This window comes from Thalassolituus sp. (assembly GCF_984348125.1).
Genome location: NZ_CFHJLR010000021.1, coordinates 34,503 through 54,713 on the forward strand (window position 1 = coordinate 34,503; position 20,211 = coordinate 54,713).

General features: G+C 50.8%; 21 protein-coding genes, 1 pseudogene and 1 CRISPR repeat array. Of the genes and pseudogenes, 10 read left to right on the plus strand and 12 right to left on the minus strand.

The features are described from left to right. Positions 1-123 precede the first annotated feature (123 nt). Positions 124-411, plus strand: coding sequence for a PA4642 family protein (locus tag AC5E51_RS13565; protein WP_068436922.1), 288 nt, complete (start codon positions 124-126; stop codon positions 409-411). A gap of 38 nt (positions 412-449) precedes the next feature. Then, on the plus strand, positions 450-1,325 hold the full coding sequence (locus AC5E51_RS13570) for a hypothetical protein (protein WP_488045478.1): 876 nt from the start codon (positions 450-452) through the stop codon (positions 1,323-1,325). 10 nt (positions 1,326-1,335) lie between these two features. On the opposite strand, the gene AC5E51_RS13575 is transcribed toward AC5E51_RS13570, so the two are convergent. Next, positions 1,336-1,554 (minus strand): hypothetical protein, encoded by a 219-nt coding sequence (locus AC5E51_RS13575; RefSeq protein ID WP_491778694.1) that lies wholly within the window; start codon positions 1,552-1,554, stop codon positions 1,336-1,338. Between the two features lie 234 nt (positions 1,555-1,788). Between AC5E51_RS13575 and AC5E51_RS13580 the strand changes: the two genes are divergently transcribed. The 3 genes from AC5E51_RS13580 to AC5E51_RS13590 all read left to right on the plus strand — a co-directional run bounded on the left by AC5E51_RS13580 (position 1,789) and on the right by AC5E51_RS13590 (position 4,819). Next, on the plus strand, positions 1,789-2,214 hold the full coding sequence (locus tag AC5E51_RS13580; protein WP_068435805.1) for a hotdog fold thioesterase: 426 nt from the start codon (positions 1,789-1,791) through the stop codon (positions 2,212-2,214). 164 nt (positions 2,215-2,378) lie between these two features. Then, the gene (locus AC5E51_RS13585; protein ID WP_491778695.1) at positions 2,379-3,005 is read left to right on the plus strand and encodes a response regulator; all 627 of its coding nucleotides are present in this window, start codon (positions 2,379-2,381) and stop codon (positions 3,003-3,005) included. After that, on the plus strand, positions 3,002-4,819 hold the full coding sequence (locus AC5E51_RS13590) for an ATP-binding response regulator (protein WP_301377212.1): 1,818 nt from the start codon (positions 3,002-3,004) through the stop codon (positions 4,817-4,819). The genes AC5E51_RS13585 and AC5E51_RS13590 overlap by 4 nt, the downstream gene beginning before the upstream one ends. A 16-nt stretch (positions 4,820-4,835) precedes the next feature. Here AC5E51_RS13590 and AC5E51_RS13595 read toward each other — a convergent pair whose 3' ends face one another. The 6 genes from AC5E51_RS13595 to cas9 all read right to left on the minus strand — a co-directional run bounded on the left by AC5E51_RS13595 (position 4,836) and on the right by cas9 (position 14,528). Further along, a complete protein-coding gene (locus AC5E51_RS13595; protein WP_491778696.1) occupies positions 4,836-6,731 on the minus strand; it encodes an ATP-binding cassette domain-containing protein in 1,896 nt (631 codons plus the stop codon). Between the two features lie 112 nt (positions 6,732-6,843). After that, the gene (locus AC5E51_RS13600) at positions 6,844-7,437 is read right to left on the minus strand and encodes a hypothetical protein (protein ID WP_491778697.1); all 594 of its coding nucleotides are present in this window, start codon (positions 7,435-7,437) and stop codon (positions 6,844-6,846) included. Beyond that, positions 7,437-8,147: an AHH domain-containing protein gene (locus AC5E51_RS13605; protein ID WP_491778698.1), complete on the minus strand. Its 711-nt coding sequence runs from the start codon at positions 8,145-8,147 to the stop codon at positions 7,437-7,439. The genes AC5E51_RS13600 and AC5E51_RS13605 overlap by 1 nt, the downstream gene beginning before the upstream one ends. Positions 8,148-8,263: 116 nt before the next feature. Then, positions 8,264-10,015: direct repeats of the CRISPR family, unit length 36 nt; unit sequence GTTGTAGTTCCCTCTCTCACCCCGGAAAACTACAAT. A 63-nt stretch (positions 10,016-10,078) separates the two neighbouring features. Next, the gene (gene cas2 / locus AC5E51_RS13610; RefSeq protein ID WP_491778699.1) at positions 10,079-10,411 is read right to left on the minus strand and encodes a CRISPR-associated endonuclease Cas2; all 333 of its coding nucleotides are present in this window, start codon (positions 10,409-10,411) and stop codon (positions 10,079-10,081) included. A gap of 4 nt (positions 10,412-10,415) precedes the next feature. Next, positions 10,416-11,321: a type II CRISPR-associated endonuclease Cas1 gene (gene cas1 / locus AC5E51_RS13615; RefSeq protein ID WP_491778700.1), complete on the minus strand. Its 906-nt coding sequence runs from the start codon at positions 11,319-11,321 to the stop codon at positions 10,416-10,418. A 3-nt stretch (positions 11,322-11,324) separates the two neighbouring features. Then, positions 11,325-14,528 (minus strand): type II CRISPR RNA-guided endonuclease Cas9, encoded by a 3,204-nt coding sequence (gene cas9, locus AC5E51_RS13620; protein WP_491778701.1) that lies wholly within the window; start codon positions 14,526-14,528, stop codon positions 11,325-11,327. Here cas9 and AC5E51_RS13625 point away from each other — a divergent pair. From AC5E51_RS13625 to AC5E51_RS13635, 3 genes are all read left to right on the plus strand, one after another. Further along, complete coding sequence (locus tag AC5E51_RS13625; protein WP_301389020.1) at positions 14,527-14,667, plus strand: hypothetical protein; 141 nt, start codon at positions 14,527-14,529, stop codon at positions 14,665-14,667. The two genes, cas9 and AC5E51_RS13625, sit on opposite strands and share 2 nt — an antisense overlap. Positions 14,668-14,758: 91 nt before the next feature. After that, positions 14,759-15,208, plus strand: a complete 450-nt coding sequence (locus AC5E51_RS13630) for a TIGR02444 family protein (RefSeq protein ID WP_491778702.1) — start codon at positions 14,759-14,761, stop codon at positions 15,206-15,208. A 35-nt stretch (positions 15,209-15,243) separates the two neighbouring features. After that, a complete protein-coding gene (locus tag AC5E51_RS13635; RefSeq protein ID WP_491221923.1) occupies positions 15,244-15,963 on the plus strand; it encodes a hypothetical protein in 720 nt (239 codons plus the stop codon). Between the two features lie 2 nt (positions 15,964-15,965). Here AC5E51_RS13635 and AC5E51_RS13640 read toward each other — a convergent pair whose 3' ends face one another. Next, positions 15,966-16,694, minus strand: coding sequence for a ParA family protein (locus AC5E51_RS13640; protein ID WP_297531420.1), 729 nt, complete (start codon positions 16,692-16,694; stop codon positions 15,966-15,968). A gap of 117 nt (positions 16,695-16,811) precedes the next feature. Between AC5E51_RS13640 and AC5E51_RS13645 the strand changes: the two genes are divergently transcribed. Further along, positions 16,812-17,237, plus strand: a complete 426-nt coding sequence (locus tag AC5E51_RS13645) for a DUF4124 domain-containing protein (protein WP_068435791.1) — start codon at positions 16,812-16,814, stop codon at positions 17,235-17,237. 3 nt (positions 17,238-17,240) lie between these two features. Here the strand turns inward: AC5E51_RS13645 and AC5E51_RS13650 are convergent, their stop codons facing one another. The 3 genes from AC5E51_RS13650 to AC5E51_RS13660 all read right to left on the minus strand — a co-directional run bounded on the left by AC5E51_RS13650 (position 17,241) and on the right by AC5E51_RS13660 (position 19,399). Continuing rightward, complete coding sequence (locus AC5E51_RS13650) at positions 17,241-18,197, minus strand: WD40 repeat domain-containing protein (protein WP_068435793.1); 957 nt, start codon at positions 18,195-18,197, stop codon at positions 17,241-17,243. 76 nt (positions 18,198-18,273) lie between these two features. Then, positions 18,274-18,747, minus strand: a complete 474-nt coding sequence (gene rsd, locus AC5E51_RS13655) for a sigma D regulator (protein WP_068435795.1) — start codon at positions 18,745-18,747, stop codon at positions 18,274-18,276. 124 nt (positions 18,748-18,871) lie between these two features. Next, on the minus strand, positions 18,872-19,399 hold the full coding sequence (locus AC5E51_RS13660; RefSeq protein ID WP_297531425.1) for a disulfide bond formation protein B: 528 nt from the start codon (positions 19,397-19,399) through the stop codon (positions 18,872-18,874). 113 nt (positions 19,400-19,512) lie between these two features. Between AC5E51_RS13660 and AC5E51_RS13665 the strand changes: the two genes are divergently transcribed. Further along, the gene (locus AC5E51_RS13665; protein ID WP_068435799.1) at positions 19,513-19,917 is read left to right on the plus strand and encodes a flagellar basal body-associated FliL family protein; all 405 of its coding nucleotides are present in this window, start codon (positions 19,513-19,515) and stop codon (positions 19,915-19,917) included. Between the two features lie 43 nt (positions 19,918-19,960). Here AC5E51_RS13665 and AC5E51_RS13670 read toward each other — a convergent pair. Continuing rightward, positions 19,961-20,211: pseudogene (locus tag AC5E51_RS13670) on the minus strand (glutamate--cysteine ligase); the annotation flags it as partial.

Below are 20,211 nucleotides of genomic sequence, written 5' to 3' on the forward strand. Positions count from 1 at the left end.
ATTATGTGCAGATAGTCTGATGGGTTTCTCTGGCTCGCCGTAAACCCATCCATGGGGGCTCCGCTGTGCCATCCATGGCACAGAGGCAGGCTATCTACACGAAATGTATTTAGGAGAGAGAAAATGCAGAAGAAAGATAAAGAAAAAGTATTTGGTGGTGAATGGTCGGAAGCGCAACTGCGTGAATTTCTGGTTGCCGAAAGCTACGACGGTTCAGATGCAGATTATGTTGCAGTTATTCGCGCATACCGCCATATGGTTCCAGGTACTTTTGCAGATTTTATTAAACTGTTTGCAGCCGAAGGTCACAACCTGGATGCAAAAAATACTGACGGTGTAACTTTGCTTGAGACCATCGACTCTCATGCTCAGGGCAAAGAGTACGCAGAAATTATCCGTGCTGCAGCCTGATTTCAGGTTTTAAAAATATCGATTAAGCCGGAGGGCTTATGAAAAAAATAAAAATATTACCACTTTCAGTTATCACTCTGGCCATGGTCGGCTGCGGTGGTGGTGGTTCTGGCTCAAGCAGTTCAGATGAGGATAACTTTCCGACAGATCTGACCTATTTTACTCTGGACGATTATCGCTCGACAGCAGAGTTGCTGCAGTTCAGAGGCGATAATGAAATTACAGGTACCTGGGTTGGTGTACGTAATAATACCTACACGGACGCTAATACCAGCGGTCCTGACTTCAAGCGTTATGAGAGTCGTCTTGAATTTCTCGTTATTCGGGAGAGTGCAGAGTATGAGAGTGGCTTTGAATTTGCCTCCTGCAATGCTGGTGGCTTCGTTGAAATTCGCAGCGTGACATCGACGGCCGTGGCTACGGTGGGCGCTGGAACGTACAGTCGTTCGGCGAATAACGTACTGACTTTGGAAGTCGAAGCTGCCGTCGCGCCGGGTGTCAGCCTGTATTCCAGCAGTGAATTTATCCGCCTGAAAGAGAGCACCGGTCGGGTAGGCTCAATGGGCTGGAATTGGGGCCCTGACCAGATTGTCACCGGCGAAGATGTTTTCTGTGCCGGATTGCACAACCTCGAAGACTCAGAAACCAAGTTGTCTGTAGCGACTACCAACGAAGACGATGGGGATTCTATTCTCGATCTGAGTACAGAGACCTACTCTTTTACTGAACGGGATATTTATTTCTTCGATGCAGTAAATAACCTTTCACATGAATCTGCCGATTCGTCTGATGATATTGGTATTACTATTACAGGACAGGATGTGTACGGCTACGATGCTGCATTCAATATCCAGCGCAGTGATTCGAATAACGATACTGTGGTTGGTAACGTCTCTGTTGAAGTTACTTTTTAAACATTAATGTTTAAAAATAAAAAACCCGCCCTTTACGCTTCTGGGCGGCTTCGCGATCGAAACCATTGCCCTCTGCGGGTACCATCACGCCAGAATTCGGTGCTTCGACACCGCCGGCATCTGTGGTTGGCCCGGGTTTGCCATTGATCGTACTGGTGCGACCGAACAGGCGATAGTTATGCGCTGGGATGGTGGTCAGCAGGCAGTCCCCCGAGTGTGGCTGACACACTGAACCTCAGCGCCACTGGTGGCAATGGCGCACCGGAAACTTGGCGTACGCTCGCACATCCGTGCCGTAAAGATTGGGCAGGGCTTACTTTATGGCTGCAAAAGCCTAGTCTGGCGCAAAATGGTGTTGGTGGCGCGGAGGTCTTACTGGAACAGTTCGTCGCGCTGGCGCCTCTGGTTCTGTGGCCTGAACTGTCTTACGCTTCTCGTTTTTATCATCACACGAGCGAATACTATGACTATATGGTTCTCTACCCCAGATATCCCGGCGGCTAACAAAGCGATGGAAAATACTGCCTGCTCCAATCTGGGGATTGAGATTACTGAAGTTGGCGATGATTGGGTGAAGGGCACAATGCCGGCTGACCCCCGAACGTTTCAACCGATTGGGTTAGTGCACGGTGGCGCCAATGTTCTGTTCGCTGAAACGCTGGGAAGTATGGCAGCGAATATGTGCCTCGATAACAGCAAAGAATATGCGGTGGGTCAGGAGATTAATGCCAACCACCTACGTGGCGTTCGCTCCGGCACTCTCACTGGAGTCGCAAAAATTGTCCATCGTGGCCGTACCTCTCAGGTCTGGGAAATCCGGATTTATAACGACGAAGAAAAGCTCAGCTGCATTTCGCGTCTGACGATGGCGGTGATTCCGGCGCAATAATCAGGGGGCACTTTAATCTACTTCTTCTTTATCTTGCTGATATTTTCCTGCTGAACCGTAGCCTTCTTTTGCGGTACATTTATCCCATACTTTAGTGTGGGGGTCGCTGGCTGACAGTCCTGTCAATGCAGGACGGTGTTCCCCCGGATGTCACAGGAGAATGGATGCACTACCTCATCGTTGATGATCATTTACTCTTTGCCGGAGGCCTGGCGGGACTGTTGGAGCAGTCTTTAGCGCCGTGCGAAACAACACAGGTCCGTACCGCAGAAGAGGCAGAGCAAGTACTGAATGAGATGGATGATCAACCCGATCTCATACTGATGGATCTGAATCTGCCGGGTATCAGCGGCCTGACGCTTATCCGGCGCCTGCAACAAATGTCAGTTTTTTCACCTGTCATGATGATCTCTGCGTCTGAATCATTAGCGGACGCTGGCAAAGCGTTGGAGCATGGGGCACTGGGGTATTTACCCAAGTCGTCACCGCCAGAGGTGTTGATCAAAGCCATTCAGGAAGTCCTGAATGGCGGCACATACTTACCAGAAGGCTGGCAGGAGCTGATTGAGAGCCAGAAGCAGGCGCTGCCGGATATACGCCTGACGCCACGACAACAGGAAATTCTTCACCTGCTGGCTCAGGGAATGTCGAACAAAGTGATCGCCAGTGAACTGGATATCTCAGAGAACACGATCAAAGGTCACCTGCGTGATGTCTTCCGGCTGTTCCGCGTGACAAACCGGACGGCGTGTCTGAATGCCGTGCGCAGGTTGGGACTACTGCCTGAATGACCAGCCCGATAGACGATATTCAGCTCAGCGATGATGAAATAAATGCGTTTCGCCGTCGCCGGGCAACGGATGATCTTTACGACCGCATCAGCACCATCACGATTGGCACTCTGATATTAACAACGGTGTTGATTGTTAATCAGAGCCCACCGGCCGGTGCTGTTTATGGATACCTATGGTATGCCGCCTGTGTCGGACTTGAAGTGTTCGGTACGGGGCTGCTGTGGTGCTACCGGAATTACTATGAGCGCCGTTCTCTTTCGTTCTGGCGCGGCATGTATATGTCAGGCGTCCTCGTGCTGGCATCTCTGTGGGGAAGTGCCGGTGTTCTGTTTTTTAATCCCGCGGAATTTTCTGAGCAGACGCTGTTATTTGTTCTGATCATCGGGGTTACCGTTTCCTCGGTCAGTACCAATGCTATCTGGTTACTGAGTCATACGGCTTATCTCATTATCAGCACCATGCCGATGATTATTATGTGTCTGATTCAACCTGACCCTCAGTACAAAGGGATGGGTATGGCATTCCTTGCCTACATTGGTGTCGCTTATTCAGTCGCTCGTTCGGGCAGTATTACTTACAAAGACATGATGGCACTGACGTTAAAAAATATGCGCCTGGCCGAGACTTTGCGCGAGCAGTATGAGATTACCGACGCTGCCAGCCGGGCGAAAACTCAGTTTCTGGCATCCGCAAGTCATGACCTCCGCCAGCCTGTGCATTCACTGTCGTTGCTCTCTGAAGGGCTTCGGCAGGAAGTCTCCAGCGATCGCGGTCAACAGCTTGCGACTCATATCCGCTCTGCGGTCACCTCGATAGACGACCTCTTAGGGAAATTACTTGATATATCGCGCCTGGATGCGGGCGACGTACATGCCGAAGTCACTGACTTCCCTCTCGATGCACTGCTCAATAGCCTGATTATTGAAGCCAGACCCGTGGCAGAGGCAAAGGGACTGAAACTGAGTATCAAACCTTGCCGATATGCTGTTCGCAGCGACCCTGTTCTGCTGGGGAATATCCTGAGAAACCTGATCACCAATGCCATTAAGTATACTGAGTCGGGTGAGGTCGTCATCTCGACCGAAGTCGCTCAGCCAGCTCGTTTACTTGTCCGGGTATCTGATACCGGAATGGGAATCCCGAAGGATCAGCAGGAAAAAATATTTCAGGAATTTGTACAGCTGAACAATCCTGAGCGTGACCGGCAGAAAGGGCTCGGCCTTGGCTTGTCCGTATGCCGGCGACTTGCCAACCTGCTCGGGCATGAGTTGCAGGTGAGATCAGAACCCGGCAAAGGATCTGAATTCACCCTTACTGTAGCAATCGCGCATGAGGTATCAGCCGATACACCTGCTGACATGGTAAGTGACACCTCCGATGTTTATTCTGGCGCTCCCTCTGGCTTAAAACCGCAAGTATCTGCAGATGCGATATTTGCCGGCGTGAACGTATTACTCGTCGAAGATGATGCCATGGTGCGAGAGAGTACCGAGCAACTGCTTGCGGGTTGGGGGTGTGAAGTGAGAGCTTATGCTGATGCCCAGGCGGGCCTGGCTATGTTTGAAGCCGAGCCACACTGGGCAGACATTCTGATCAGTGATTATCGTCTGCCAGGAGCCATGGATGGCCAGGATTTGATCCGGCACATACAAACACAGCTCTCCTCCAATTTGCCCGCTCTTATGATTACCGGTGATACCGCGCCTGAGCGTATTAAAACTCTGGCGGATGACGGTATTGTGGTATTACATAAACCAGTGAAGCCCGGCTTTCTGCGCAATGCCATGCGTCAGGCGTTAATCGCTGTCTGAGTGTCCGTGGAGTGTTTTATTCCGCTGCTTCCAATTGCTCGGTTAAATCCATCCACTCCATCTCAATCTCTTCAAGCTCGGTTTTTAACTTCGCCTGCTGCTGAATTAATGTGTTTAATTCATCTTTGCGGCTGGCGTCATACAGACCGCTGTCGCCCATTGTTTCTTCAATGTTCGCCAGCTCAGACTGGAGCTTTTCCATCTTTTTCTCGGCCGCCTGTTGCTGCTTGCGTATCGGTGCCAGACGTTGGCGTTTTTCGGCTTCGATGCGTTTCTGTTCTTTCCGGTCTACAGCGGGTTGCTTCACCTCGGTTGTGGCAGGAGCAGTGCCTTCTGCGGTAGGCGTGTTTGCTTCACGCTTATTAAGGTAATCGTGATAGTCATCAAGGTCGCCATCGAAACTCTGCACTTTTCCATGATCTACCAGCCAGTATTCGTCAACGGTAGATTTCAGTAAGTGGCGGTCGTGGCTGACGATTAAAATCGCGCCTTCGAAATTCTGTAAAGCGAGTGCCAGCGCCTCACGCATTTCAATATCCAGATGGTTGGTCGGCTCATCGAGAATTAACAGGTTGGGTTTCATCCAGGCAACACAGGCCAATGCCATACGGGCTTTTTCGCCACCAGAAAATGGCTCAATAACTTCTAAAGCTTTATCACCATGGAAACCAAATCCGCCGAGAAAATTACGGATTTCCTGTTCGCTGGCTGTCGGGCGCAGGCGTTGCAGAATAAGAGCGCCTGTTGCCTTCACATCAAGAGACTCAAGCTGGTGCTGTGCAAAATAACCAATATGACAGTGTTCGCCAGTACTGCGCTCGCCTGCGAGCAAAGGGACTTCTTCGCAAAGCGTTTTTAGCAGCGTCGATTTACCCGCACCATTGGGGCCGAGTAAACCAATACGGTGCCCAGGTACGATGGATATTTTTACCTGCGGCAGGATAGTTTTGTCGGCATAGCCCAGATCGGCGTTGTCGATAGCCAATAACGGCGTCGACATTTTTTCGTGACAGGGAAATTCAAAGCGGAACGGTGAATCCACATGCGCCGGAGCAATCAGCTCCATGCGCTGCAGTTCTTTTAAGCGGCTTTGTGCCTGTTTAGCTTTACTGGCTTTGGCGCGGAAGCGTGCGACAAATTTTTCGATTTCAGCAACACGTTCCTGTTGTTTCTCATATACAGTTTGTTGCTGGGCCAGCTTTTCCGCACGGATGCGTTCGTAGGCGCTGTAGTTCCCCGGATACACCACCAGTTCACGGTTATGCAGGTGAACAATATGGTCTACCACCGAATCAATAAAATCCCGGTCGTGCGAGATAAACAGCAGGGTTCCGGGATACTTTTTCAGCCAGCCTTCGAGCCACAGAGTGGCTTCAAGGTCTAAGTGGTTAGTTGGTTCATCGAGGAGCAGAAGATCCGACGGCATCATCAGTGCCTGAGCCAGATTCAGGCGGATACGCCAGCCACCGGAGAAGTCTTTTACTGAGCGCTTCAGGTCGGTCTGTGAAAAACCGAGACCATGAAGCAACTGTTCTGCTTTCACCGGAATCTGATAGCCCTGGTGTTCGTCCATGGCATCCATCCAGCGGGTCAGCTCATTATCGTCACTGGCATTGGCCATACCGGCTTCAATTTCACGGTAGCGTGCGTCACCATCAATGGCATAATCCAGCGCACAGCGTTCACTGGCTTCGACTTCCTGCTTCATATGAGCGATACGCCACTTCGCAGGCATGTTCAGGTCGCCACCGTCGACGGTCAGCTCTCCGTTGAGAAGAGCAAACAGGCTCGACTTACCGGCACCATTCGGGCCGATAAGAGCCAGTTTCTGGCCGTCGTGAATGCGCAGGCTGGCTTTCTCTAACAGAAAGTTAGTACCACGCTGCAACGAAACCTGATTAAACTCGATCATAGAAAACACACAGAAAAGGGGCTGGTAATGGCGGCGCAGTTTGCCACAGAAGCGGGAGCGAACCAATCAGGTGTAACTCAGCCCGAGGGAATTGGTATGACTATTCTGCAACTTACACGGACATGTAAGCAGGCGAGACTAAGTCTGTGGAAAAAGTAATACCCTTAAGGTCTCCTGCTTCTACCTTACTTTTCAACAGATCGTTGCCGAATGTCTGACGATAGCCGTCAGAATCTGATTTAAATAGAGTCGCTTGAGTGCTTTCATTCAGGCGATCTGGAAATTTAAGATTGCCTGCATCTATTATTTCCCCGCTGTTGACAATATTTTCACTAAGATTCTCGTCTGCAGTGATGACTGAACGACTGTAAGCGACCCAATACTCCCCATCTTTGGTATCGACTGGGAGCCACTGACATTCGGTAAGGACTCCTTCAAGCAGTTGTTTCGCATGAGGTGACAATATCATTGTCCCTGGGAGCCAGGTTGTTATATCGGGTAAGGCAGGGCGGGAAGTGACGCTATCAATACCTACAAAGCTCGCCTGCACAGCAGGCCAGCCATCCGAAAGGCTAAGGTTGTGTTTATAAAAGTGCAGTATCTGCTTAGGAGGAAACTTACCTTTTAAAGCATGTAATAGATCGCGGACGGGCAAATTGAATGTCAGGTAATGTTCAACGTTTGCGTGAAGGGAATAGATGCCCATTAGTAGCCTGCCCAGCTAGTATCTTTTTTCATTGTTACCTGCGGTGGTTGTTGACCATCTCTAAGCAAACTTCTGATTCTATTCAGTGCAGACCTGATAGTCACCTCACTATCGAGAGGCCCTAATAAATAGTTAACCCATGTTTCGTAATTAAAGGTATGTATTTCAGAATGAGCTGGAGCAGAGGGCATGGCCCAGTGACCTTTGTCTGATTTTCCGATAGGTAGCCATACGCCATTATCGGGGTCGTTTATGCGAATACCTGCGAAGTGAATAACCAGGCGAATATCGGCAGTTCTTGGGTGGATTCCCTTGCCAGCAACAATGTGATGGGCAGAGTGTCGGCTTGAAGGCCTGGGATTAGCATCGGCTGTCATGTTGCGTGCCAGAACTTTGGTTGGATGGTGCTTCTCCTCCAGCAGGGCCTCGGGATCTATCTCGGCTATCTCATTGCCTGATGCCTGATATTCAGCAAGTTTAAGCTGGATGCTTGCGAGGTTGCGAATATGGCGACGCTGCTGCAGCAGAAATTGCTGGGCTTTTGCCAAACTGGCCTCGGCGCGTTTCTTCTCTTTACCTGATGCTTTGAGCATGTTTAAGCGCTCGGTATAGTGCTTGTTCGCCAGCTCTTCATATTGTTGAATCGCAGCCTCGAGCGGAGTCATCTCGAACAAGTGCTGTGTGGTTCTGTGGCCGTGATCGTATTGCATCCATTTTCTGCCTTAATTTCCTTGTGAGAAGAGTATCACAGATTATTTTCGTGATGTTCAGGCCAAGAGTGCCGCGTCAATTTCGCGTGCGGATAATTGAGATCCTAGATTCTGGAGTTGTAGTTCCCTCTCTCACCCCGGAAAACTACAATGGCCCCATGATGCCATCGGCAGATTCATTCGTTGTAGTTCCCTCTCTCACCCCGGAAAACTACAATTCACAAGAGCGTGCCATGTGGTCGTTGATGGTTGTAGTTCCCTCTCTCACCCCGGAAAACTACAATTATCCCGACAGATGCTATTCGATATGACCAGTTGTAGTTCCCTCTCTCACCCCGGAAAACTACAATACAGGCGTTACTGCGGCGAACTTCCCGGTAGTTGTAGTTCCCTCTCTCACCCCGGAAAACTACAATATCTCGCCAGCAATTGTAACCACCGGCCCAGTTGTAGTTCCCTCTCTCACCCCGGAAAACTACAATCAGTGGCGCGTCACTCTGTCATTATACACAGTTGTAGTTCCCTCTCTCACCCCGGAAAACTACAATTATTGCTGAAGCTCTACCCAGTCCAATGCAGTTGTAGTTCCCTCTCTCACCCCGGAAAACTACAATACAAACGCCGTTCCGACGATTAAGCAGGTGGTTGTAGTTCCCTCTCTCACCCCGGAAAACTACAATTGTCGGCATAATCGATAGTCGCGCCGATTGGTTGTAGTTCCCTCTCTCACCCCGGAAAACTACAATTTGTGGATATGAACCTAATTGCGGAGGCTTGTTGTAGTTCCCTCTCTCACCCCGGAAAACTACAATGTTCGTAATCAACGGTATTCAGTACGACTAGTTGTAGTTCCCTCTCTCACCCCGGAAAACTACAATGTGATGACTAAGCGCAGTTAGTCGAGCGCAGTTGTCGTTCCCTCTCTCACCCCGGAAAACTACAATAATGCCGTCGTCCAGTGCTTGTACTTGCACGTTGTAGTTCCCTCTCTCACCCCGGAAAACTACAATAATGCCGGCGAAGAAGTGGCATTGTGTGAAGTTGTAGTTCCCTCTCTCACCCCGGAAAACTACAATCCAGTCGTTTATCGTGGCCGAACCATAACGGTTGTAGTTCCCTCTCTCACCCCGGAAAACTACAATTGTCAGGCTGTGTCTCTACCAGCATTAAGAGTTGTAGTTCCCTCTCTCACCCCGGAAAACTACAATCAGTGGTTTGACCAAATTCGATTAGATATTGTTGTAGTTCCCTCTCTCACCCCGGAAAACTACAATTTTGTGATTCCTGACAGCTTGTAAGTACCAGTTGTAGTTCCCTCTCTCACCCCGGAAAACTACAATACCTTGCGCTTCCTCATAGTCAATTTTTGAGTTGTAGTTCCCTCTCTCACCCCGGAAAACTACAATAATGGCGCTTCTTATCGTGGCCAGCCTCTCGTTGTAGTTCCCTCTCTCACCCCGGAAAACTACAATGCTTCAGGCGACGGCCCCGGCAATACTCCAGTTGTAGTTCCCTCTCTCACCCCGGAAAACTACAATTCGTAATCACAGCTTTCACTTGCGCGGGCTGTTGTAGTTCCCTCTCTCACCCCGGAAAACTACAATGACTGCTCATACCATGGGCGGCCGTCGCCTGTTGTAGTTCCCTCTCTCACCCCGGAAAACTACAATTACCCAGCTTGTGAGGGGGCCGTTCGCAGGGTTGTAGTTCCCTCTCTCACCCCGGAAAACTACAATGCTGCAGCCGATCCCGACAGCAAAAACCAAGTTGTAGTTCCCTCTCTCACCCCGGAAAACTACAATAAGAAATAGCGGGGGCCGCATGAGCCACCTGTTGTAGTTCCCTCTCTCACCCCGGAAAACTACAATACGCTGGGCATAACCCACTGAAATACAACGGTTTTTCTTGTATTTTAGTGGTGTTTTTTACTCTCAAAACAGTAGCATCTGGTCTGCTGTCACCCGTTTTTCCTGAAAACTCAGCTCTCCCAGGAGCAATTTCATATTGGCAAATTGCTTTTCTGAGACTTCAAGACAGCGGATAGAGCCTTCTGTGGGTAGATTTTGCTCCAGTCTTTTGAGGTGCTTGTTTGCATCGTCCCGGTTATTGACGATTCGGCTATAGACTGACCACTGGAGCATGTCGTAGCCATCTTTTAGCAGAAAACGTCGGAAAACGACGTAAGCACGTTTTTTGGCCCGCGTAGTTACTGGCAAATCAAAGAAGACTATCAATCGCATAAATCGCCTCGTCTCTTTACTCATCTGATCAATCCTGTTTCGGATGTGCAGCCAGCCATAACAGCGACTTATCTCGATTCTCGCAAGCCTGAGCAAGGCCTGACACCATTCGATCTATATTGGCTAAAACCGAGCCCTGATCGCTGTTCAGGCAGTTACCGATGTCCTGATGTAAAAAACTGACCAGCTTGCCTTTATCCTGCGGCGTTAGTTCCCGTTCTTCTTCGTCCAGATAGTGCTGTAATACCCAATAATCCAACAATGGCCGATACGGCTCTATCAGGTCGTCGGCGAGATTAAAGGCGTTCTGTTCATTCTCGTGAAAAAGCCCTAACGCAGGCTGTAAGCCTGAGGCAACGATAGAGCGGGCGATACAAGCACGAACAACGGCATAACCGTAATTAAGTGCACCATTAAAAAAGTTAGGTACACGTCGCTTTATAGGCTGAGAAAGTAAATAGCGAAAGTAGAGTGCTGCAGCCTGGCCTTCGACATTGTCTGGGTCACCACTTTTTACGTTTGTTGCGAGACGCATCAGCGCTTGCACTGGCTTATCCTGGCCTGTGTACGCAAGTGTCTGCGCCTGATTGCGTATTTTTTGTTGAATAATCTGTTGATGCCAACGTTTGATTGTTGGGCGGGGCAGGGTCAACTGAGCGCGTAAGCGCTTTAAGGTGCGATGATAGCTTTGATAAGGCAGGAAAATGCCATTGGGCAGGTGCTGCGTATCCACCGTGACAACCACGATACCAGCTTCAGCAAGTTCGCAGAGCATCGGCTGGGATATGGTTATTTGGGGGTTATCAAGAATAATTGCACTGAGGTCTTCAAGAGGAACCGAGGCCTCTGAGTCGTCGGCCAGTTTGATATGAAACTGACCACGACAAAGGGATAGATACGCAGGCTGGCTGATAACCACACTGCGCCAACCCATTGATCAGAGCTCCTGGCCTTTACGGAGTGGCTGCCTGTGCTCTGATTTCACACGGTGAAGCTCTCCTAAAATATCGACATGACATTTTTCTAAAGAAGCTGCTGTTTTAATACCTATGCTCCGGTACATACCATTTTTTCCTTTGTTTTGATCGCGATCGTGTGCCCAGAGAGACACTGCTCCGGTTGCCCGATCCAAACCTGCGTAGTACCCCTCGAAGCTTTGCTTCTTGAGCGTGATTTTTAGCCAGTCATTCGGATATAAACTGAACAGAAATTGATAGCTGTCATCCATTTCTGGCCATTCCTCTTCTGGCTTATATGCGACGACAGCCTTGTTAGGAATTTTCTGACTCGCAGTATCGGCGACATAGATAGGCACGGCGTGAAATTTACCGTCTTTGGTAAATATGTCGGTTCTGATCATCGTATCGTTGGCAGCCACCCCGTGGCGTACAGATATGCCACTTTTCTGGGTTGCCAGCAGGTTTACTGTTCGTACGACAGGCGCTTGCTTTCCGGGCTTACTTGGTTTGTATACAGGAGGTTGATTAGGTGCAAAGGCCTTTGCACCATCGCCACTAAAGGCCTCAAGGCGTTCTCTGAGTACCTTCACAAGTGTTGCATTACGAGGGTCTTCGTAGCCGACCATATTCTCGATGTTTTTGAGGGTTAACTTAGTTAGCGGTGTTTTGACCGCAGATAAGCCTTGCTCTAGCAGGATGTTATCTTTGCCTTTCGAGCGGATCGTTTCCTGGTGCGCGGCACCTAGCTTGCGGCGGGTAGGCGCTCGTGACACTCGTATTCCCCGGCGGCCTTCCTGTGCCGACTCATCTGCGCTGATCGCAGACGGATTAAGATAGGCAAGTGTATCATTTCGGAAGTTGTCCCACGGTAGTGGAAAATGCTTTTCCAGGTCTCGTGCTGCGGCAAGATTAACTACCTCTCCGGTGTCAGGATCAGCATAACTGGTGCGCACATTTTTAAGCTCGTGGAATTTAGAATGCCGGGCCATTCGTTGAATCATGCCACGTGTCGCTGCGGCTACTACGGCGGCATCCACAGCGTGATGAAGGTCTCCGGCGGCCCGGTCTTTGTTAAAGCCCCAGCGCCCGCGAAGGAGTGCTGTCAGTTGTCCGCTTAACACAACGCAGCAGTCTTTGCTTTTCGAGTCCGGATGCCATTGAACATGGGATTCGATCATGGCCTTCAGTTCTCGCCCGATATAGCGCGTATCGTTTAGGTGGCGGTCTCGGAACTCCCGGGCGGCTTTTTCAGAGAAGTCTTTACGCAGATAACGATTTCGTTTTGCCTGCCGGATTTTTGGGTTCATCTGCACCCAGCGAACAAACTTCTGCCAGTGCTGAGATTGATCATCACCGCCCATAAACTCAAATGGTGTTCTGTTGCCTTTGTCGCGGTTGGCTTCAGTGAGAACAAGAGTTTTATTCAGCAAGCTATCGTCATAGCTGCGGCTGTAGGGGAGGATGTGGTCAACCTCAACGTACCCAGCTTCGTTCAAGCGGCTGAGATCCAGCGCTTTTTGAGTGTAGGCGCATTGCGCATCCTGCTCTTTGTATAGTCTGAATTTGAGCAGGTTGAGGCCATTGGGCTCAGTACCAAAGTGCTCTATATACTCGTTTCGGAGCTGCACTTTTTGCTTCCGGTATTTTTCCTGCTCGCGTTCGATAGACTTCCGTTCGTTGAAGGGTTTGCTCAGATCCCGTGCCATTTCGAGGTGGATGGCTGCCGGGGCACCATATCGTTTTACGATAGCGTTGATTAATTTTCTAGCCTGATTAAGTGATCGGTACACCACTGGATTACGGATAACATTTTTATCCGGGGGTGGGATTCGCCCGGATTTCTCATCATGCTGCTGAGGCGAATGATGTTGATAACCAGCGGAAGTACAGGCCTCATCGTATCGTTTGCCCTGCTCCATATACGGCAATATTTTATTGAGAGCTTTGAGTGATAGATTAATAAACTGAGTAAAGTCGCAGTTCAGAACCGCTTCTACCACTTCGTTTTCAAGATTGTGTGGGGATAGTTCGTTACGTATACGTTCATCATCCCGGTAGACAGCCATGGCAGTAGCTATCTGATCCAGTCGTTGTGGATCATGCTGATCCCGCTCCCAGAGCTCGCTGATACCTGAGTCCCGGTAGGTTTTTCTCAGCTCGTGAAAGGCTTTTGCTTCGAAGAAGGTAGCGGTTTCGCTTTTGGAGGTTTCTTCACCCGGTTTATAGCGCACCAGGTTAAATCGAACGTATTCTGGTAAATCGAGCTTTTTCCGGATCTGGCTGAATTTCACTGAGGCTTGGGTAAACGGTAAGTTGATAATCTGGCTGCGTTCTTCTGGTGTCAGAGATCTTTGCTCGCCGGGGTATATCAGTCGCAGATTATTAAGCTTGCCGAGCCAAATAAAGCGCTCGCTGCTGAAGGCAGCTTTGGGAGCCCGCTTTTCACCGTGTTCAAACGTACAGAAGCCGACCAGCTTTTCGATGTCATCGTCCTTGAAAACAGGGCGTCGGGCCATCAGCAATGTGTGTACCGCTTCTTCAAGCTCGGGGGTCGCGAGCGGGTTGTCATACTCACGTTGCTTTTTCAAAAGCGTTTTAAGTTCATCGGCAAGGTCAGAGCGGGCAAAGGTATTGCGATAACTACCGCCTTTATTACGCTTATGGTCTTTGAACGCATCATCTTTGCAGACCATTTCAGCAATGGTTCGGTATGACTTGTCTCGCATGAGTTGCTGATTTGCGGATACTCCTGACAGCATCTGCCCTGCTTTGGCATCAGTTTTAAGCTCGGCTTTGCGATTAGATTGGAACCCTCGGTGTTTAACAATATGGTAGAGGGCTGCTGCCAATTCACTTGGAGAGAGCAGCCTGTCCAGGCCTTCTGACCGCAGTTGCCAAGGCGTCTTTGAAGTTTTGAGTACCTCTAAGGAGGTATCTGAAATCAAGCCTGTGCGTTTAAGTAACCTGCGTAGACGCAGTAGGCGGTGTGCTCGGCGGCGTATTCTTCGACGAGCTGATCGGGCTTCTCTACGGATTTTGTTGAGTGGGTCGCCTTCTTTATCTGTTTCTGCTGCACTGAAGGTACGGACATGCATCCCCAGAATGCTCTCGTCGGAGAGTAGTGCCGCTCCAACGGACGCAATACCAATGTCGAGCCCAAGTGTATAGGGGAGGGTGTGCATGGATCTGGAACTCCTGTATATTGATCTTGTTGTGGTTTTCCGGGGTGAGAGCCGTTACTACAATAAGGTCGGCATCTCTGATGCTGAACCGAACCCAACCCGGCAGAGAAATCTGCCGGGTTTTTATTTCCCCGCCTGACTTCCTGTCGCCACATTTCCCAAAAAGATACACCTATCGTATAACTACCTCCAGTGTCCTGATGCGCGTTTAACTTGGAGAAGTTGTTAGCATGGTCGATAGTGTTGAACCAACGCAGAATCCGTTATGGATCTATGCACTGAGCGTTTACTCACGCAGCGGAGTCGAGGCCCTTCTGCTGAAGATGCAGGATGAACACGGTGCCGATATTCTGCAGTTGCTGACGGTGCTCTGGTTATCGGAGCAGGGTCTTGAAGTGGACGAGGCATCTCTTTCCGACAGCGATTACGTGAGTTGGAAGCAGGAAATGATCGAGCCATTGCGCCAGCGTCGGCGGCAGTCTGATCGCCTGGAGCATGGGGATCTCTACGAATTACTTAAAAAAGCGGAACTCGAAGCTGAGCGCTACGGCCTTGGGATCTTATGGGCCAGAAATAAAGACAATCCGGCGGATAAGGGCCGCTGCGTATCCTCAGACCTTATGCTAGTCTGCAATAGTAAAAAGGAATGCAAAGCCCTCGCAGATCTTGTGCGGGGCTGAACCGGACATCTGTACACACAGTTTCAGGAGGAAACATGTACGCACCCGCCTATCCGCACGACCCAATCGAGCAACTGTTCTCTGATGTGTTCTGGGTACACGGCAGTATCCGTGTTGGCCCTGGAATGCGCCTTAACCGCAACATGATCATTCTACGAGAAGGCAAAGAGCTCACGTTGGTCAATCCTGTGAGGCTTCAGGACGAAGCGCTGCGCGAACTTGATGCGTTGGGGCAGGTCGCCCGCGTTGTCCGGCTTGGTGACTTTCACGGGCTGGATGATCAGTATTATGTCGATCGCTATCAATGCCTTTTCTGGGCTCAGTCGGGCCAGAGCACGTATAGCTCACCCGAAATAGACGTGTTGGTGGACGAAGCATCGCCCGGCCCTACCCGAGACAGCCAGTTTTTTGTTTACCGCAATGCAGTCTATCCAGAGGCCGCGTTGTTAGTGAAAAAACACAGACTGCTGATCACCACTGACAGTCTCCAATATCACCGCGACTGGCGACACTTTTCAGGCTTTACGCGGGTCGTATTCAAGCTGCTTGGGTTTCATCGTGGGATGAATATAGGTGGGCCATGGCTTAAACGCGTGACGCCCAAAGGTGGTTCGTTACAGCATGATTTTGAGCGTCTGGTACAGCTTGATTTCGACGCGTTAGTGGGAGCCCATGGGCAGGTGTTAAGGATGGGGGCAAAAGCGGCTGTCAGGGCCGAGGTTCGTCATCTGTACGGCTACGAGGAAGAAGCCTGACATCATTCTCGGTTTTGCTGGATTTCCTGCATCGTTTTATTCAACCAACCCATAAGTGGTTGCCACTCTTCCTGTTCTTTGGGGTGTTGTCGGTCAAAATCGACAACACCAAAACCATGCTCTCCGGCCTTTACGTAGAACTGCGTATCGCGCAGTGCGGTCACAAAAGGAATCTGCAGGTCGTCGAGGAAGGATTTCAGTGAGCTGAAGCTCAAGGTATTACGTTTCACCCGGTTGGCGACCACAGCTATGGCACAGGCTTTTTGACGGTAGGCCTGCGTCTTACGCAGCTCTTCAATAAACTCCGTCGCTGCACGCATATCAATGGCCGATGGAATGACCGGGATAATGACAATATCCGACTGAGCAATCAGGTCAGACAGTGCATTGCCATGCAGGCCGGCTGGTGTGTCAATAACCACGCGTTCTGTCGCCAGGGGGATGCGCATGCGCCAACTGAGCGTCGAACCCGTGCGGTGACGCTCTCTGACGGCCTCAATACCATTGATAATTGGAAACCTGGCACTACGCAGCTTCAGCCAGTCGGTTGCGGACGCCTGAGGGTCGTGATCAATAAGCGTTGTCGTCTTACCTTCACGGGCAAACTGACAGGCCAGGTTAGTGGCCAGAGTGGTTTTACCACAGCCTCCCTTGGCGTTAGCGACCAGAACCCGCATCGCTTTGGCGTAGGTAAAAACCCTGGGCTGTTGACTGATAACCCCTGCAGTCATAGATGACATCGTTTCCTTTCAGCGATGGGTGATAAAATAGAATTCTCTATTGGATAATCTTTAGCATACTGCAAAAATCCGGGTTCTGCCGGAATAGAGTCGACAAAAGGAGTTGCTATGAAATTCACCGTGATCCTGTTTCTTCTCAGCGTCCTCGCTGTGGCGATTGGCACGCCATACATTATGAAAAAAGTGAACAGCGATTCGTCGTCCGGGGTTTCGGCCTACACACCACCCGCCTCTACAGAGCAGACACGACAGACGTTTTATAAATGGCAGGACGCGAATGGCCAGTGGCATTTCGGCAACGAAGCGCCGGAAGGTGTTACTTCCAAAGAAGTTAATATCGATACCGCGGCAAATATTCTGGCGCCGGTCGCAACGAAAAAGGAAGACACATCCGACAACGAACTGATCACTCCCGAGCCTAGGGTGCCTGACTCGCCAATCGTTATGCCCGGGCAGGCGCTGGAGCTGATTGATCAGGCGAAGCAGGTAAAATCTATGCTGGAGTCGCGATACTCAACCGAAGAGCAGCGGTAGTCATCACCGCTGCATGTGATAAACGCGCCCATTAGCGGCGGCTGCCACAACGCCGGTGTCCGTGAAGGCAACGTCTTCCAGGGCAACGTTGTTTCCAACCCAGTGATCTCCCGGGGTCGCACGCCAACGTTTAAGTTCGGCCCCTGTCTGAACGTCCCAGAGCTGTATCTGCCCGGATGTATTACCCGTCAGGAGTTGTTGTTCTGATGCGTCGAACCGTGCCGTACTGAAATGTCCGCGTCCACCGGGAAGCTCAATCAATTGCTGCCCACTGGCCGCATCCCAGATGCGACCGGCCTCGCGTAGGGCTGAGGTGAAAATCAGGCGGCCACTGGGCGATAGCTCGGCGGTTTTGACCTGATTGTTGTGTTTCAGTGTGGAGATGGCTGAGCCGTCATTGAGATTCCAGACAATGGCCGTCAGGTCGTCACTGGCAGAGGCGCCAAGCAGACCATCGGCGCTCAGGCTGACGTCGTAAACAATGCCGTCGTGGGCCAGGCGCTGGCGGATGCCGCCATTTCGGATATCGAACAGGGTTGCGGTGTAGTCCTGCATTCCGAGAAGGGCGAGGTTGCCGTTCTCTGTCAGAGCAATATCTTCGATGTCGCCGGGTGCGTTCCAGAACCAGATGGCTTTCCCGGTAGCCACTTCCCAGAGCACTATCGTGCGGTTGTCGGCGCTGGCAACGTAAGCATCATCGGGCGAAAAGGCACCACTGGTCAGGTTGCTGTAACCGTCGCTGGTGTGGTTCCAGTCGAAATGACGCTCAGCAGGATCGAGTGTCCAGTAGCTGCCACCGTGGTGCAGACTGCCGATAAAGGCGGCGGTGCCAGAGTGATTGATACGAATGCTGTAGACGCCCTGTGTCGCGACCTCAGAGAATTTCTCAGGCTCAGCTGCGTTGTCACAGGCAGAGAGAAGAGTCAGGGAAAGCAGAAAAAGAATAAAACGCGGGATCATGACAACCTGTTCCGTGAGCGGTCAGTGGACGCGCGAAGTGCGCGTCCTGTTGTCAGTGTAGAACAGAATTCCTGTCTTAGCTGGCAACCGCCTCACGATGCACGTTGTGCATTTTTTCGATGAGGTTGTCTTCAATCTGAAAACGCTCTTCGAGCACTTCGCCGATGGCCGACAGGTCAGCAGGGAGCTTCGCCAGCTGGTCCAGAGTGCAGTGTTTGTCGTAGGTATCGTTGAAGTCAACGCATTCGCCGGTAAGGGCTTCCAGGCGTGGCATGTGTTCATTTGCCAGGTCGATGGTGCCATCGTCGAATTCACGGGCTTCATTCATCAGCTGCTCGTAAATTTCGAAGTGCCCTGCTGAGCAGTAATCCATCATAACTTCACAGAAACGCTGCAGGTTCTCTGCCAGTGGTTCCTCTTCAGACAGCGGCTTGCTGGCGCTGAGGTTGCAGAACAGGACGATCAGGCTCTGGCGCTCATTCAACCATTTGTCGATCAGTTGGTGAACACCGCCCCAGCGTTCCTGTGCGTTTTTACATTGTTCCAGCATGTCAAAATTCCTCTGTGAAAACGGTGCTGCTTATGCCTTAGTGTCACCAATATAGGCGCGTGGAAAGCGGCATTTCAAGCAACTTTTTTCAGTTTTTTTTCTTGCAATACCGCGGTTATGTGCATCAACTCTGCTTGTCGGCGCTCCAGGCGCGAGCCAGACCCAGAAGGCTGACAAGAGTAAATGCAACGAATATGACACGGGTCCACTCCGGCATACTCAACGCCATGAATTCCCATGAGATATCCGCACAGCTGCCACTGGCCTGAAGCATGAAGGTAACCAGTTCGGTGAATGGCAGAACTTCCGCCATGTATTCAACACTCGGGCCACATTCAGGCACTTCGTCGGCAGGCAGGCCCTGTAGCCAGACATGACGGTTAGCGACCCAGACACCAAATATGGACGATGCCAGTGTGAATATCAGAGCAATGCGATGCGGCCAGCGGGTGTTGCGGGCAATAAATGCGAGCAGACAGCCAATGCCGATGCCTAGTGTGGCAATACGCTGAACAATACAGAGCGGGCAGGGATCGAGGAACATCTGGTATTCAAAGTAGTACGCTGAAGCCAGCAGCAGGACACAGATAAGAAAACCGGCCAGATAGCCACCGGCAACCAGCGGGGCGGGAAATAGACGTTGCAGCATCATAAGTCGTTACGTGAACTCGTGAATTAGTTGTCAAGAGTCTATCACGCGCACCCAGCGGAATCCGCGTCAGCTGCTAAGCTTGACCATAATCTACATTGTGACGGAGACGCGGAATGCTGAAGCGCCTTTTTTTTACTCTGCTGGTGACGTTGCCAGTGATGGCTTTTGCAGAAGACGAAGCGGCCCTTGCTGGGCCTCAGGTTCAGTACATCTACTTTGAACCTGCATTTGTTGTTAATTATGGCAGTACCGGCCGGATTAAGTATCTGCGTACGGATGTTGCGCTTAAGGTCAGTACCACTGAGGCTGGAGCGGCGGTCGCTCACCATAAGCCCTACCTGCGCAACAGCCTGGTGATGCTGTTCAGTGCACAGGAATCAGAGATCATGAATTCGACTCAGGGGCGTGAGGAACTTCGCCAGATTGCTTTGGAAGAAGTCCGTGCAGTGATGACTCAGCTGGAAGGGGCTCCGTCAGTGGATGACCTGTACTTTAATAACTTCGTCGTACAGAACTAATGGCCGAGAGCAGGCAGAGCGCAATCGCCTGTCAGTGGGTCATTCAGCGAGTCATATAGTCATGCAGAAACTCGTCAAAGGGCTGAACATCGTTTGCTTCGAGTTCGGCCTGTGCTTTGAGGCTTTCTTCGGCTGTTGCCTTCCACTCGGCGCGGACGTCTGCTGACAAGGGTTCACTCAGGAACTTACGATGTGCCTGCGCCTGACGTAATGTCAGTTCAGCAAATTCAATCTTCTCGTCTTCCAGAATTCTCAGCACTTTCGCGGATGGCGTATGACTGGCGTCAGCGATCT